General features: G+C 57.6%; 12 protein-coding genes and 1 tRNA gene. 7 read left to right on the forward strand and 6 right to left on the reverse strand.

What is annotated here, in order from left to right; all coding sequences use genetic code 11:
* Window positions 1-17: 17 nt before the first annotated feature.
* Window positions 18-1,421, forward strand: coding sequence for a Si-specific NAD(P)(+) transhydrogenase (gene sthA / locus JZX89_RS15495; protein ID WP_207134618.1), 1,404 nt, complete (start codon window positions 18-20; stop codon window positions 1,419-1,421).
* Between the two features lie 273 nt (window positions 1,422-1,694).
* Here sthA and JZX89_RS15500 read toward each other — a convergent pair whose 3' ends face one another.
* Window positions 1,695-2,339 (reverse strand): hypothetical protein, encoded by a 645-nt coding sequence (locus JZX89_RS15500; protein ID WP_207134619.1) that lies wholly within the window; start codon window positions 2,337-2,339, stop codon window positions 1,695-1,697.
* A gap of 441 nt (window positions 2,340-2,780) precedes the next feature.
* On the opposite strand from JZX89_RS15500, the gene JZX89_RS15505 reads away from it, so the two are divergent.
* Window positions 2,781-3,770, forward strand: coding sequence for a carbon-nitrogen hydrolase family protein (locus tag JZX89_RS15505; protein WP_246746741.1), 990 nt, complete (start codon window positions 2,781-2,783; stop codon window positions 3,768-3,770).
* A gap of 137 nt (window positions 3,771-3,907) precedes the next feature.
* On the opposite strand, the gene tig is transcribed toward JZX89_RS15505, so the two are convergent.
* Window positions 3,908-5,386, reverse strand: coding sequence for a trigger factor (gene tig / locus JZX89_RS15510; protein WP_207134621.1), 1,479 nt, complete (start codon window positions 5,384-5,386; stop codon window positions 3,908-3,910).
* A 240-nt stretch (window positions 5,387-5,626) separates the two neighbouring features.
* Window positions 5,627-5,709 (reverse strand) — tRNA-Leu (locus JZX89_RS15515).
* 659 nt (window positions 5,710-6,368) lie between these two features.
* Between JZX89_RS15515 and JZX89_RS15520 the strand changes: the two genes are divergently transcribed.
* The 3 genes from JZX89_RS15520 to trmFO all read left to right on the forward strand — a co-directional run bounded on the left by JZX89_RS15520 (window position 6,369) and on the right by trmFO (window position 9,128).
* Window positions 6,369-6,515: a DUF1127 domain-containing protein gene (locus tag JZX89_RS15520; RefSeq protein ID WP_013636249.1), complete on the forward strand. Its 147-nt coding sequence runs from the start codon at window positions 6,369-6,371 to the stop codon at window positions 6,513-6,515.
* A 475-nt stretch (window positions 6,516-6,990) separates the two neighbouring features.
* Window positions 6,991-7,134, forward strand: a complete 144-nt coding sequence (locus tag JZX89_RS15525) for a DUF1127 domain-containing protein (RefSeq protein WP_003515516.1) — start codon at window positions 6,991-6,993, stop codon at window positions 7,132-7,134.
* 536 nt (window positions 7,135-7,670) lie between these two features.
* On the forward strand, window positions 7,671-9,128 hold the full coding sequence (gene trmFO, locus JZX89_RS15530; protein WP_174372503.1) for a methylenetetrahydrofolate--tRNA-(uracil(54)-C(5))-methyltransferase (FADH(2)-oxidizing) TrmFO: 1,458 nt from the start codon (window positions 7,671-7,673) through the stop codon (window positions 9,126-9,128).
* Window positions 9,129-9,167: 39 nt separating this feature from the next.
* Here trmFO and JZX89_RS15535 read toward each other — a convergent pair whose 3' ends face one another.
* From JZX89_RS15535 to JZX89_RS15545, 3 genes are read right to left on the reverse strand one after another with little or no spacing between them, the layout of a single operon-like run.
* A complete protein-coding gene (locus JZX89_RS15535) occupies window positions 9,168-9,746 on the reverse strand; it encodes a TadE/TadG family type IV pilus assembly protein (protein WP_149897495.1) in 579 nt (192 codons plus the stop codon).
* On the reverse strand, window positions 9,743-10,285 hold the full coding sequence (locus JZX89_RS15540) for a TadE family protein (RefSeq protein WP_174372502.1): 543 nt from the start codon (window positions 10,283-10,285) through the stop codon (window positions 9,743-9,745). Before JZX89_RS15540 ends, JZX89_RS15535 begins: the two co-directional genes overlap by 4 nt.
* Window positions 10,266-11,633 carry a TadE/TadG family type IV pilus assembly protein gene (locus JZX89_RS15545; RefSeq protein WP_336510783.1) on the reverse strand — a complete coding sequence of 456 codons (1,368 nt, stop codon included), beginning with the start codon at window positions 11,631-11,633 and terminating at the stop codon, window positions 10,266-10,268. The genes JZX89_RS15540 and JZX89_RS15545 overlap by 20 nt, the downstream gene beginning before the upstream one ends.
* 432 nt (window positions 11,634-12,065) lie before the next feature.
* Here JZX89_RS15545 and JZX89_RS15550 point away from each other — a divergent pair, with 432 nt between their 5' ends.
* Window positions 12,066-13,193 (forward strand): S-(hydroxymethyl)glutathione dehydrogenase/class III alcohol dehydrogenase, encoded by a 1,128-nt coding sequence (locus JZX89_RS15550; protein ID WP_174372501.1) that lies wholly within the window; start codon window positions 12,066-12,068, stop codon window positions 13,191-13,193.
* Window positions 13,194-13,478: 285 nt separating this feature from the next.
* The gene (locus JZX89_RS15555) at window positions 13,479-14,228 is read left to right on the forward strand and encodes a hypothetical protein (protein WP_207134796.1); all 750 of its coding nucleotides are present in this window, start codon (window positions 13,479-13,481) and stop codon (window positions 14,226-14,228) included.
* Window positions 14,229-14,276 lie beyond the last annotated feature (48 nt).

The raw sequence follows: 14,276 nt of genomic DNA on the forward strand, positions 1-14,276 counted from the left end.
CTATTCCGGGGTTTTTCATGCACCAGTTCGATCTGATTGTTGTCGGCAGCGGTCCGGCGGGAAGACGGGCCGCCATTCAGGCCGCCAAGCTCGAAAAGAAGGTTCTGGTCATCGAGAAAGGCAGCCGCGTCGGCGGCGTTTCCGTGCACACCGGCACCATTCCTTCCAAAACCCTGCGCGAAACCGCGCTCAACCTGACCGGTTGGCGCGAGCGCGGCTTTTACGGCCGCTCCTACCGCGTCAAGCAGGAGATCGACGCCGACGACCTGCGCCGCCGCCTGCTGATCACGCTGGACCACGAGGTCGAGGTGCTGGAGCACCAGTTTGCCCGCAACCGCGTGCAGCACATTCGCGGCACGGCAAGCTTCGTCGACGCCAACACCATGAAAGTGGTGAAGAACGACGGCGAGATCATGAATGTCACCGGCACTTCCATCCTGCTGACCATCGGCACCCGCCCCTACCGGCCGCCGCATATCCCCTTCGATGGCCAGGCGGTGCTCGATTCGGATGAGATTCTCGAAATCAAGGAACTGCCGCGCTCCATGGTCGTGGTCGGCGCGGGCGTCATCGGCATCGAATATGCGACGATCTTCAGCGCACTCGACACGCAGGTGACGGTGATAGAGCCGCGCGAGACCATGCTGGAATTCATCGACAAGGAAATCGTCGAGGATTTCACCTACCAGCTGCGCGACCGCAACATGAAGCTGATCTTCGGCCAGAAGGCGGAAAAGGTGGAGCGCGATGAGAACGGCAAATGCCTCGTTTCGCTCGGCAATGGCCGCGTTCTCAAAACGGAGACGGTGCTGTTTGCCGCCGGCCGTGTCGGCGCCACCGATACGCTCAACCTGTCCGCCTGCGGGCTGGAAGCCGACAGCCGCGGCCGCCTGAAGGTCGATCCGGAAACCTTCCAGACCTCGGTGCCGAACATCTATGCCGCCGGCGACATCATCGGTTTCCCGAGCCTTGCCTCCACCTCCATGGAACAGGGCCGCATCGCCGCCCGCCATGCCGTCGGCGCACCCGCCGGCGAACCGCCGCAATTCTTCCCCTATGGCATCTATGCCGTGCCGGAAATCTCCACCTGCGGCCTGACGGAAGAAGAAGTCATCGAACGCAACATTCCCTATGAATGCGGCATCGCCCATTTCCGCGAGACCTCCCGCGGCCACATCATGGGTCTCGACAGCGGCTTATTGAAAATGATCTTCTCGCTGAAAACCCGCCGCCTGCTCGGCGTCCACATCGTCGGCGAAGGCGCAACCGAACTGGTGCATATCGGCCAGGCGGTGCTGAACCTCAAAGGCACGGTGGAATATTTCGTCGAGAATACGTTCAACTATCCGACGCTGGCTGAGGCCTACAAGATCGCCGGTCTGGATGCATGGAACCGCATGGGTGAGATGAAGAAGGATTGAGCGGCGCTGACAGGCACTTCGACGTTATCCTCGGGCCTGTCCCGAGGGTCTTCTAACGTATTGATTTTATTCGACGTGGTTAGATCCTCGGCACAAGGCCGAGAATGACGTTGAGTGAATGCTCACCCTTCACCACCGACTTCAAGGGGAATGCAGCCTGCACGGAAATTCAAACCGGACTTCAATGGGACAAGCCCAAGGATGAAGTCGCGTGCGGAAGTGCTTGTCATCACGTTGAGAATATTCATGCGACGGGACCGGTGACGCACACCCTCACCACCGAATACTATACCGCGCACTAAACCCCGGCCGAAAATGATCGGCATAGCCCTGATCCAGCGTGCCGCGCACCGTCAGATTATCGCCGATCTTCTGCTCCACCGCCACGCCGCTGCTGAATTCGTTGAAACTGTTGCGGCTCGCCCCCGTCAGCACGAAAGCAGTGCCGGTCTCGGAGCGGGAGAGCCGCAGCGATTGCGACACATCCAGGCCGTTCCACTGCTGCGCCGTGCCGTCATAACGAACGGTGAAATTGCGGTTGGCCTCGATATCCAGTTCCGGCGTGACGATGCGCTTCTGCTGCGAGGTCATGGAAACGCTGCTCGACCCCGTCAGCGCGTTAAAGAGGACGCCGACATCCCGGGCAAGCGAAACGCCGGGCAACTGTTCGGCAAGCAAGGTGACATTGCCCCACACCCGCACCGGCGTATCCACCACCTGCCCGGTCTTCGAGGCATTCATGCCCATTTCCAACCCCGCACGGATGGGCGTATCGACCGGCAGCTTCGCGCCGATGCGCGCCGTATAGGACTGATCGGAATTTTTCACCGGCTTCCAGATCAACCCGGCATCATCGGCATGGGCGGCGCTTGCAAGCACGGTGAACAGCAAAAGGGCAAAGCCCGTTCGTGGCGACATATTTTGTCCCCTGGCAAATTAAGGGCGTGCCGGAAGAACCCGGCAGGCACGGTAAAAGCTTAAGGCCAATGGTTTTGGCAGCGATGATGACCGCACACTGGCGGCACATGATGCTCGGACGACCACCGGAGGCGATCGAGGCAAATCATGCTTCGCAGGGTGCCAGATGAATGGGAGATGAACAAGAGCAGATGCAGCAAAAAATCATGCTGCACTGCATTGTGATCGCGAAGCTTCACCTGACCGGTACCACAGCCGCTTGACGAATCGGCGTTTCCCCATCGATATTTGTCACGGCGTAGCCTGCGCCTAACCTCCCCGACCTTCCCCAGCATGGTCTTCAACGGAGGCAAAGGGACTGTTGTCTCAGGCCACTATCTTGGTCCGATCGTTTCGGACGGGTTGCTGGGGAACTGCGTCCGGGATGTGAAAGGCCTGACAATGACGCAAAATAGCAATCTGAAACGTCGTGTAAGAGCTCGCGCAGCCAAAACCGGCGAATCTTATACAGCTGCTCTTCAGCATATTCGAAAAATGCCGGATGCCCCTGTAAGCAGCTCAATCCGAATGGCTGTCGCGCAGACATCGCTGTTCAACGATCCTCGTGACGTTTCCGCATTGAAGACAGGCGGACAGGAAATGCGCCGCCTCATGATTGATGCCCATAAAGCAGGCGCTCGTCTCATCCATTTTCCTGAAGGGGCAACATGCTGGCCAGGTAAACGGATCATGTCGGCGATCGGTCCAAGGGAAATCGGCCCTTCCGACTGGACACGCTTTGCATGGGAAACTCTGCGCGAAGAACTGGAGGCGACCAGAAAGCTGGCGCAGAAGCTAAAACTTTGGGTGGTTTTTGGTGCCGTCCACCAACTGACACCGCCGCACCGGCCATATAACAGTCTGTATGTCGTCTCCGATCGTGGGAAGCTTGTAACACGCTACGATGAGCGTCTGCTATCGAACACCAAAATCTCTTTCATGTACTCGCCGGGAAGTGTCCCGGTGACGTTTGAAGTCGATGGCTTCCGCTTCGGTTGCGCACTTGGCATGGAAGTGCACTATCCGGAAATATTCATGGAATATGAGAAGCTGAACGTCGAGTGCATGCTGTTTTCGACGGCGGGCGATGGCCCTTCCAATGCTTCGGCATCTGCCGCGGAAATATTGGGGCATGCATCGAGCAACGCCTATTGGGCGAGCTATTCAACACTTGCACCTCAAAGCCACGCCGCTCCCTCGGGTATAGTCACACCAGATGGTCAATGGGCGGTACAGTGCCCGATGAATGGTTTACCGGCTATTTCGGTCACGGACATCATCATCGATCAGGAAAATCCTGCGCGACCCTGGCGTCGAAAAGCTCGTGGCGATCTTTATATATCGCATCACGTGAACAACGATCCGAGAAGCGATAGCAGGAACAAGTTCTAACGGTGAAAGGCGGCCAGTGGCGTTGATTTGCGCCGCTGGCACACCGCGCAACCTAAGAGCAGATTGCGCTTCCAAACAAAAAAAGGCCGCAGCTTTCGCCACGGCCCTTCCATTCAATCAGCTTCAATCGAAAAAGATTATTCAGCGTCGGCCTCAGTGGCCTTCTTCTTGGCCGGAGCCTTCTTCTTCGGAGCGGCTTCTTCGCCTTCAGCGGCGTCGTCAGCCTTGGCAGCAGCCTTTTTCTTGGCCGGAGCCTTCTTCTTGGTTTCCGTTTCTTCTTCGCCGTCGTCAGCCAGCAGCTCTTCCTTGGAAACGGTCTTGTCCGTTACCGAGATTTCGGTGAGCAGCTTGTCGATGACCTTCTCTTCGAAGATCGGAGCGCGCAGCGAAGCGGAAGCGCCGGGCGTGTTGCGGAAGAAATCGAGGATTTCCTTCTGCTGGCCGGGGAACTGCTGCAGCTGCTGGAACAGCGCGCGCTGCATTTCTTCTTCGGTCACTTCGACGCCGGCCTTTTCGCCGATTTCAGAGAGAACGAGGCCGAGGCGGACGCGGCGCTCAGCAAGCTTGCGATATTCTTCGCGGGCTTCTTCTTCGGTCGTGTCTTCGTCAGCAAAGGTCTTGCCGGACTGGGCGAGATCGGTGTTGATCTGGCGCCAGATGTTGTCGAACTCGGCATCGACGAGGCCAGCCGGGGTGTCGAACTTGTACATCTCGTCCAGCTGGTCAAGAATCTGACGCTTGACCTTCTGGCGGGTAATGTTGCCGTACTGGCTTTCGATCTGACCCTTGACGATTTCCTTCAGCTTTTCAGCCGATTCGAGACCGAGCTTTTCAGCCAGTTCGTCGTTGATTTCAACGGCGGCAGCGGCAGCAACTTCCTTGACGGTAACGTCGAAGGTGGCGTCCTTGCCGGCCAGGTTCGCAGCCGGGTAATCGGCCGGGAACGTCACGGTGATGGTCTTTTCGTCGCCAGCCTTGACGCCGACGAGCTGGTCTTCGAAGCCGGGGATGAAGCGGCCGGAACCGAGAACCAGTTCGGCATCTTCAGCAGCGCCGCCGTCGAAGGCAACGCCATCAACCTTGCCGAGGTAGTTCATGGTGACGCGGTCGCCATCGGCGGCCTTGCCCTTCTTGGCTTCAAAGGTGCGGGCGCTTTCGGCGATCTTGAGGATCTGCTCGTTGATTTCGTCTTCGGAGACTTCAACAACTTCGCGGGTAACCTTGATGCCGTCATTGGCCTTCAGTTCGATGGCAGGAATGATTTCGTAAGCAACGGTGAATTCGAAATCCGATTCGGCGGACAGGATCTTTTCAGCTTCCTGCTCGTCTTCGGTCATGGAGATCGCCGGCTGCGTTGCAGACTTCTCGCCGCGGCTGGAGAGGATTTCGGTCGGCTTTTCACGAACCAGCTCGTTGACGAGGTCGGCCATGATGGACTTGCCGTACATCTTCTTCAGATGACCCATCGGCACCTTGCCGGGGCGGAAACCGTTGATGCGAACCTTGTCCTTGGCGTCAACCAGGCGCTCGTCCAGACGGGCCTTCATGTCGGCAGCCGGGATAACGATCTTGAGTTCGCGCTTCAGCCCTTCAGCGAGCGTTTCGATAACCTGCATTTTTCAAACCTTCACATCATGGCGGCGGTGCTCAGACAGCCGTTGGTTTACTTTCGAGCACTGCGCCGGAAACATCGCTGCCCGGCCGTGGCTTCCATTATTTCTTCACACAAAGCGCCTGCCCGGACGAAATACGCCCGCACCGGAGACGAAGAGCAACCAGGGGCAAATAGCCCCTAAGCCCCCTGCACCATTGAAGGTGCACTCTGGCGCAAGCGTGGCACAGCCATGCTTTGCTTGTGGTGCGGGTAGAGAGACTCGAACTCCCACGCCGAAGCGTTGGTACCTAAAACCAATGCGTCTACCAATTCCGCCATACCCGCACGTTGGGCGGCGGTATGTCACAATGTTCAGAAAGGGTCAAGCACGCCGTTCCCCTGCCTTTGGTTTCGCCCGGACTTTTCTTGGCCCCGATCCGATAGTGAGGGAGACCGCGCCTCTTTGGCTGTTTGCCACCCACAACAGGGGATGATGCTATGGCAGCCAAGACAGAGGCGATCCTCAACCGAAAACGGCTGGCCCGCGCTTATGTCTCCCGCCTCAGCCAACCCGCCCAGCCCTGCGCATCCGCACGGAACACTGCCGGCAAAAGCGCACGTCATTTATGCGGCTACATTGACATTATATATAGCACGACCCGCAAGCTACATAGCCGGATTGCCATCGACCGATCAGGTTCACCGTTCGGGCTTTCACCCCTGCCCGCCGCCGCACCCGGCCGAGCCGCACGGCTGCCCAACCTTCAACCATCTGGCGTCACCAAAAGCACATAAATTGGTCACAAATTATGCACGAACCGCCGCAATCAGGCTCATTTACCGGATTGCCGTGCATTGTATGCATAGGTGACATCTTGCTTTGTCTGTTTTTGTTTTGATTAAACCGATTATATTCATGGTCATACAGAGATCAGTTCAGCCCCGGACCCAAAGCCTCCCAAGACTGGCCGCGTGGACTGAACAGCACGAAGAGGAAAATGACCATGAACATCACCCGCTCGCTGACCAACTGGCGCAAGTATCGTCAGACCGTAACCGAACTCGGCCGTATGACCGACCGCGAACTGAGCGACCTCGGCATTGGCCGTCAGGACATCCGTCGCGTCGCCCGCACCGCCGTCGGCATCTAATACGCTTCGCCGCTTCATTGCGGCGGATGCGAGACGACCTACCCAAAAAGGCCTGAGGCTCCCGCCTCTGGCCTTTTTTTCGTTTGGGGGTTCTGACGGCGTCACCATCGGTTCCCGCACATCCGCAGGCCGCAAGAGATGAAAAAAGCATCTCTCTTCCGCCCGCCCGCGCGACGTTTGAGCAAGGCCAACGCCCTTCCCACCCTTCAACACCCCAAAAAGTCGCTCCAATCGTCACCAAAGACCATGAAAGCCGTCAGGAACGCCCGAAAGGCAGGCATTTCCGCTCATATTTTGCTCATGCAGTACTCAAAGCCGTAAAATTAGCCGACATAGTGCACAAATGCATGGCAGTAGCCTAAATTCTGCACTGCACAACATGGCTTAATGTCTATATATAAACCTCAACAGCCGAGAGCACAGAGAAACGCTGAGCCGGCAGACGAATTCACAAAGAAAGATTGAGGAAACGACCATGAACCCTATCCGTATCGCAAAGAACTGGATCTCCTACCGCCGCACGATCAACGAACTTGGCAGCCTGTCCAACCAGGCCCTGAGCGACATCGGCCTGACACGTTACGACATCCGTAACGTTGCTTCCCGTTCGTTCCGCTAAGGCGTAAACGATCGTCCCGCTGCCCGACCTCCAGGGCGCGACGATCGAGCGACGGTTCTTAAAAAAAACGGCGCCTTGTGCGCCGTTTTTGATTCTGGCAGTCGGCTGAGCGCTCGGCACCTCTGCGAACATATCAGCGGTTCGTCCCCTGCCCTGCGTGCCGCCTGCAAAAGCGTGTCCAGCAACGTGCGGTGCAATCTGACAGGCAATGCGGTGCCGCTCGTTTCTTCTCCCCGAGGGGGAGAAGGTGGCCCGAAGGGTCGGATGAGGGGGCAAGCTCTCCGAATATCTCCACCCTCGCCCACTCATCCCGCTGCCGCGACCTTCTCCCCGGCGGGGAGAGGAAACAATCGGCACCCGCTCGTTTCACCATGCCCCGCGTCTCTTCCTCGCCCGGCCCATCCCAAAAACATTTGGCTGCCCCCGCCATGCATGGTAGTGCATCCGCAAACAATGCCGCGTCCTTTTAGGACCCGCGCGGAACACTCACTCGAAAGACAGCCGCCAGACGGAAGCCTTTGGCAGCCGCGCGGCTCATGGATGCCAGCATGCAAGATAAGACCATTTCTCCCATTCACGTCGTGGGCGGCGGACTGGCCGGTTCGGAAGCCGCCTGGCAGATCGCACAGAGCGGCGTTCCCGTCATTCTGCATGAAATGCGCGGCGTGCGCGGCACGGATGCCCATAAGGGCGATACGCTGGCCGAACTGGTCTGTTCCAACTCATTTCGCTCCGACGATGCGACCGCCAATGCGGTCGGCGTCATCCATGCCGAAATGCGGCTTGCCGGCTCGCTGATCATCGCCTGCGCCGACAAACATCAGGTGCCGGCCGGCGGAGCGCTTGCCGTCGATCGCGACGGGTTTTCGCTCGCCGTCACCGAAATGCTGGAAAGTCACCCACTGGTGACGATCGTGCGTGAAGAGGTTTCCGGCCTGCCGCCGAAGGAGTGGGGCAGTACCATCATCGCCACCGGCCCGCTCACCTCGCCGGATCTGGCGGCGGCGGTTCAGGCAGAGACGGGTGAGGATGCCCTGGCCTTTTTCGACGCCATCGCCCCCATCCTGCACCGCGACAGCATCAATATGGATATCTGCTGGTATCAGTCGCGTTACGACAAGGTCGGCCCCGGCGGCACGGGCAAGGATTACATCAACTGCCCGATGGACGAGGAACAATATAACGCCTTCATCGACGCGCTGATCGCCGGCGACACGGTGGGTTTCAAGGAATGGGAAGGCACGCCCTATTTCGACGGCTGCCTGCCGATCGAGATCATGGCCGAGCGCGGCCGCCAGACGCTGCGCCACGGCCCGATGAAGCCGATGGGGCTAACCAATGCCCACAATCCCACCGTCAAGGCCTATGCCGTGGTCCAGCTGCGCCAAGACAATGCGCTCGGCACGCTTTACAACATGGTCGGTTTCCAGACCAAACTGAAATACGGCGTGCAGGCGGATGTGTTCCGCATGATTCCCGGCCTTGAAAATGCGGAATTCGCCCGCCTCGGCGGCCTGCACCGCAACACCTATATCGATTCCCCCATCCTGCTCGATCCGACGCTAAGGCTGAAATCGCGGCCCGACCTGCGTTTTGCCGGCCAGATCACCGGTTGCGAAGGTTATGTGGAAAGCGCCTCCGTCGGGCTTCTGGCCGGCCGCTTCGCCGCAGCAGAACGGAAAGGCGAGAGCCCTAGCCTGCCGCCGGCCACCACGGCGCTCGGTTCGCTGCTCAACCACATCACCGGCGGCCACCTTTCCTCAAACGATGAGCCGGGCAAACGTTCCTTCCAGCCGATGAACATCAATTTCGGCCTGTTCCCTGAACTTGAGCCGGGTTCCATCGTCAAGCCGGAAGGTGTGAAGCGCTTTCGCGGCAAGGACAAGACGGTCATGAAGCGCCAGCTGGTTGCAGCGCGGGCGCTGAAGGATTGTGCGGCGTGGCTGGAGATGGATGAAACGAAGACAGAAGCCGGCGTCGTGCAGGATCATTGATGCCGAAATATTGGCTACGGAGCTTCCGTAGCCAAGCCGTCAACGAACATTCCAGAAGGACCAGTCCGACTTGCCCTTCTGATATTTGTAGTGCCGCGAGAAATACGGATTGACCGTCGCGACATATTCGAACTCGATGGTGGTGGGGCGCAGGAACGAGAATAACGGACTATATTTATAGCGCCCCGAAATCACGATGACAGCCTCTTCGTCCTTGAAGTTTCCCGCCTTCAGCATCTTGTCCCAGGTAACGGCTTCTGCGGATCCGAAGAAGTTGTAAGGCGCAAATTCGACAGTTGCGACGCCGCCCACCAGCTTGGCGCTCCGCAAGGTCAGATCGAGTTCCTCCGGGTTGAGAGGCTGCCCGGCTTCGATGACAAAGGTTTTCACCCCTGTCCTCACCCGTTCTTCGAATTCCGGGAAGCGGGCGGACCAGCGGGCTGTATTGTCGACGACCGTGACGAAACGGTCGTAACTCAGCCAGCCACGACCGGTCTCGATCATCACCGCCAGAAAGATGATGAGCATTGGCAATAGCAGGGAGAATTCCACCGCGGCCACGCCGGAGCGCGACCGCACCATGGCGGCAAGGACGGGTTTCAGCCGAAACACCATCATTCCGTCACCCGAACGGCGGTGATCGCCAGAGACACATTCTGTAATTGCGGCTGCGTGCCGCCGCCACTCGGGATCAGCAAACGCGTCGTGGGCATAATGAATTGCCAATTGTAACCAAGCGCCAGAAGATATTGCCCGGCTTTTTTATCCGGCGCCTGAAACTTGTTCTCGACCGGAAATGTCAGCGGCACGGCGGTGAAATCCGCATCCGGGATCGGGACGAGCGTTATCTTCATGTCGCTTTCGGTCGTACCGAGCACGAAATTCGAGTCGATGACACGTCTGAATTCGATTTCGGTAACCACCGTCTGACTTGCCGCCGCCTTGCGCAGCAATTCCGCGCCGGCATTGGCCGCGGTTGCCAGATTGAGAGTGAGCAGCAGCGCCAGACCGACTTCAAAAATACCGAAGACCAGCAGAAAATAGACCGGCATGAGCAGGCCGAATTCGACGGCGGTGGCTGCCCGGATGTCGAGCGTATAAAAGCTGAAACGACCGCAGCAACGGCGAAAGAGCCCATTATTTAGGTGAGTCGACATACTTCACCTCAAAAGCCGTGATGATGCCGCCAAGACTGTCGCTTTTCCCGCCTGCGGCAATCGTCAGCTTGTAGACGGAATAGGTATCGACCGTGATCGAGTAACTGCGGCGCTCCCAGAAGACCTTGCCCTTCTGCGCCATTTCGATGATCTTCTTTTCGGGACCTAATTGCGGACGCTGGAGCTGCAGGAAGATGTCGATGTCGTTGGTGCCGCCATAGGCGTCGTTGCGGCCATTATACCAGACCGAAACCTCATATTTTCCGGGGTGCATTTCCACAATCTTGAAAATCGAACTGTTGGCATCTTTTCTATTCTGCCCATCCCAATGGCTGTCCAGTTCCACCACATATTTGGTCGGCGGTATCCCGCCATTTTCGGCTTTCAACAGGGAAGGTTTTTCCAATTCGTCCGATTCGGGTGGACATGGCTTGGCTGCTGAGGATTGCGACGCGTCCTTATCGAGCTCTTTCAGTTTGTTGTTGTTTTTCGGATCTTTTTCGTCAGTCGGTGCGACGTCCTGTTGCGAGACGCTGGCGCAAACAGGTCCGGCATCCTTCTTCGGCTCCTCATAACCCTGCCAGCCGAATTTCTTACGGCACTCCGCATTGCTCCAGTCCTGAAGCTCGATGCCCGGACCTGTGCCACCGTTCCATCCAAGCTCCTCATAGCTGACGACACCCCAGCAACCATTCATGGTGTTGGGGCCTTTACCGTTTTTGAGAATGCGGTCTTTACCGTTCAGCCGGTCGAATGTGTTGTTGACGATCACCTCGCCGTCATACGGATAGGGAGGAATACCGTCGCAACGGTAAGTCAGCGCGTAATCCATTTTTTCGACATTGAACATGCCGCCCAACACCGTCTTATAGGTGAATTTCGCGTCTATATCGGTGGTCAGCCAGTCGATTTTCACATCCCGGCTCACCACCTCCTGTTTGGTGGAAGTGATGAGCGCGTCGAAGGTATCAAGCACATTTTTGCGTCGCACTTCATCGATAGGCACATTCGTCCGGGTCGGTTTCGTCGAGCGCTCGCAGGCCTGCGCGATCACCCGCTTTGACTGGCTGTAATAGGCCAGCGCGCGGCCGCCTTCGAACAGCAGTCCGAAAGTGAAAAGAAAAACCGGCATCAGCAATGCCGTGATAATCGCAAAATTTGCCCGCCGATCCCTGAGAAGCAGGTGGAAATGACGCGCCAACGCGTTCAACATTCTTTCAATATGAAACATCTGCAATAATCGCTTTTCGTCCAACCGCCACGGATCGTCCCGGCTCTCCTCCCCAGCCGGACACACAAAGACTGCAGCCGGGCGAAAGCCCCGGGCCACAGGATACAAACTCAGCAAAACCGCTGATGCTCGCCGCGATCATGGCGGCGCGACACAATTGGCGAGGGCCAGTTGCACTCGCGAGATAAAGGTATTTTCCGGAACCACCGATTGATGACAGCCCAATTTCATTCGTCATTCTATATGGCGGATTAAACACCAGATTCGTAAATTAAAGATCACCCGAATATCAAAAATAGTATGTAAAATCATATATTTAAATCAGATATTCATAATTTATTATAGTCGAAATATTAAATTGAATACGCCAATTGGATACTCGATTGCGGATACAATTTTCCCGATGCTCGCTCTTCCTGTCCAACACGGAGACGGCTTCATTTTTTGGTCGCAACTGAGACGCCAAGGTCGCTTTTGCCCCTTGTCCCTGCCGCCAAGCTCGGGCAAAACAGCCCTATCCAATCATGAGACAACGCCAGGAGATCGAAAATGGACGTACGCGCCGCTGTTGCCATTCAGGCAGGAAAACCGCTTGAGGTCATGACCGTCCAGCTTGAAGGTCCCCGCGCCGGCGAAGTGCTTGTTGAGGTCAAGGCGACCGGCATCTGCCATACCGACGATTTCACCCTGTCAGGTGCCGATCCGGAAGGCCTGTTTCCGGCCATTCTCGGCCATGAGGGTGCTGGCATCGTCGTTGATGTCGGCCCCGGTGTCACCTCTGTCAAGAAAGGCGATCATGTCATTCCGCTCTACACGCCGGAATGCCGCGAATGTTATTCCTGCACCTCGCGCAAGACCAATCTGTGCACCTCCATCCGCGCCACCCAGGGACAGGGCGTGATGCCGGACGGCACCTCGCGCTTCTCGATCGGCAAGGACAAGATCCATCATTATATGGGCTGCTCGACCTTCTCGAACTTCACCGTCCTGCCGGAAATCGCGCTGGCCAAGATCAATCCCGACGCTCCCTTCGACAAGGTCTGCTACATCGGCTGCGGCGTGACGACCGGCATCGGCGCGGTCATCAACACCGCCAAGGTCGAGATTGGCGCCACCGCCATCGTCTTCGGTCTCGGCGGCATCGGTTTGAACGTGCTGCAGGGCCTGCGCCTTGCAGGGGCCGACATGATCATCGGTGTGGACATCAACAACGACCGCAAGGCCTGGGGCGAAAAATTCGGCATGACCCACTTCGTCAACCCGAAAGAAGTCGGCGACGACATCGTGCCTTATCTCGTCAACATGACGAAGCGTAACGGCGACCTGATCGGCGGCGCGGATTATACCTTTGACTGCACGGGCAACACCAAGGTCATGCGTCAGGCGCTGGAAGCCTCGCATCGCGGCTGGGGCAAGTCGGTCATCATCGGCGTTGCCGGCGCCGGTCAGGAAATCTCGACACGTCCGTTCCAGCTGGTCACCGGCCGCAACTGGATGGGTACCGCTTTTGGCGGCGCGCGCGGCCGCACCGATGTGCCGAAGATCGTCGACTGGTACATGGAGGGCAAGATCCAGATCGATCCGATGATCACCCATACGATGCCGCTGGAAGACATCAACAAGGGCTTCGAGTTGATGCACAGGGGCGAGAGCATTCGCGGCGTCGTGGTCTATTGATCGGCCGATGACAGGAGGCGGGCGCGTTCGGCGCGCCTGCCTTTCATGCAAACGTGATCGGCTCCGCCGCCTTGCAGCCCTGGCGATTAACGGGACAGTAAATCTATCATCGTAAGCCAATACTACGCGGCGAAGTTGAAAAATCTCTTTCCCCGGCCAGTTAACGCCAGACAGCGGAGAGCGCCCGTGAAAATCGTACCGATCGACAACGGAAACCGCGCCGCCGCCGTTGCCCTTTTGGCGAAAGGTTTCCCCGAAAAAAGCAAGGCCTTCTGGTCCCGCGGGCTGTCGCTCATCAGCGATCATCATGAGCGGCGGGAGCTTGGTCCGATCGGGCAATTGCTGATGAAGGGTGAGAACGCGGCGGGCGTTCTGTTGACGATCAAAAGCCGTCTGCCTGAAACCGGCAGGATCGTTGTCAACCTGTCCAGCTGGTATGTCGAGCCTTCGTGCCGGTGGTTTGCACCACGTATGCTGCAAATCGCCTCCTCATCCGAGGAAGAACTGTTCACCGACCTTACCCCGTCTCCCGAAGCCTGCAGGCTGAATGAGAGGCTGGGTTTTCAGATGGTGACGGATCGCACGCTTTTCTATCCCCTGCCGCTCAAGGCGCTGCGTCCTTCCGGCACGCGGCTCAATCCGCTTGCCGCCGTGCCGCCGGATACCCTGTCGGCCGCCATGCGCGAGATGCTGGAAGATCACCTGCGGCTCGGTTGCATCGTCGCCATAATGCAGGCGGATGGCCGTCACTATCCGCTGGTGTTCTTGAAAACCACGACCAAGAAGCTGCCGTCCGCCCGCTTGATCTATTGCGAAGACAGAGAACTCGCGCAAAGGCATATTTCTGCAATCGCCCGCCATCTTCTAGGCCGGGGCAGGCTTGCCCTGACCATGGCGGCACTTGACGGTGAGCACAATGGCGGTGGGTTTGCGGCACATAAATTCGCGCCTATACAAGTAAAAGGCGCATGGAACCCACATTTTATTAACGAAACATACTCAGAGTTGGTGTTATTGCCACCCTACGTATTTTAGTGAATCCTGGTGGACCTGACAGAATCTCGACCTTTACAGATAAAGTGT

Source organism: Agrobacterium burrii (assembly GCF_017313405.1).
Classification (GTDB): domain Bacteria; phylum Pseudomonadota; class Alphaproteobacteria; order Rhizobiales; family Rhizobiaceae; genus Agrobacterium; species Agrobacterium burrii.

Bases quoted from the DNA above. Each gene is read 5' to 3' on its own strand.
- JZX89_RS15535 (WP_149897495.1), bottom strand. From the start codon at position 9,746: ATGATGGTGTTTCGGCTGAAACCCGTCCTTGCCGCCATGGTGCGGTCG.
- JZX89_RS15520 (WP_013636249.1), top strand. From the start codon at position 6,369: ATGAACATCACCCGCTCGCTGACCAACTGGCGCAAGTATCGTCAGACC.
- JZX89_RS15540 (WP_174372502.1), bottom strand. From the start codon at position 10,285: ATGTCGACTCACCTAAATAATGGGCTCTTTCGCCGTTGCTGCGGTCGT.
- trmFO (WP_174372503.1), top strand. From the start codon at position 7,671: ATGGATGCCAGCATGCAAGATAAGACCATTTCTCCCATTCACGTCGTG.
- sthA (WP_207134618.1), top strand. From the start codon at position 18: ATGCACCAGTTCGATCTGATTGTTGTCGGCAGCGGTCCGGCGGGAAGA.
- JZX89_RS15550 (WP_174372501.1), top strand. From the start codon at position 12,066: ATGGACGTACGCGCCGCTGTTGCCATTCAGGCAGGAAAACCGCTTGAG.
- JZX89_RS15505 (WP_246746741.1), top strand. From the start codon at position 2,781: ATGACGCAAAATAGCAATCTGAAACGTCGTGTAAGAGCTCGCGCAGCC.
- JZX89_RS15500 (WP_207134619.1), bottom strand. From the start codon at position 2,339: ATGTCGCCACGAACGGGCTTTGCCCTTTTGCTGTTCACCGTGCTTGCA.
- tig (WP_207134621.1), bottom strand. From the start codon at position 5,386: ATGCAGGTTATCGAAACGCTCGCTGAAGGGCTGAAGCGCGAACTCAAG.
- JZX89_RS15525 (WP_003515516.1), top strand. From the start codon at position 6,991: ATGAACCCTATCCGTATCGCAAAGAACTGGATCTCCTACCGCCGCACG.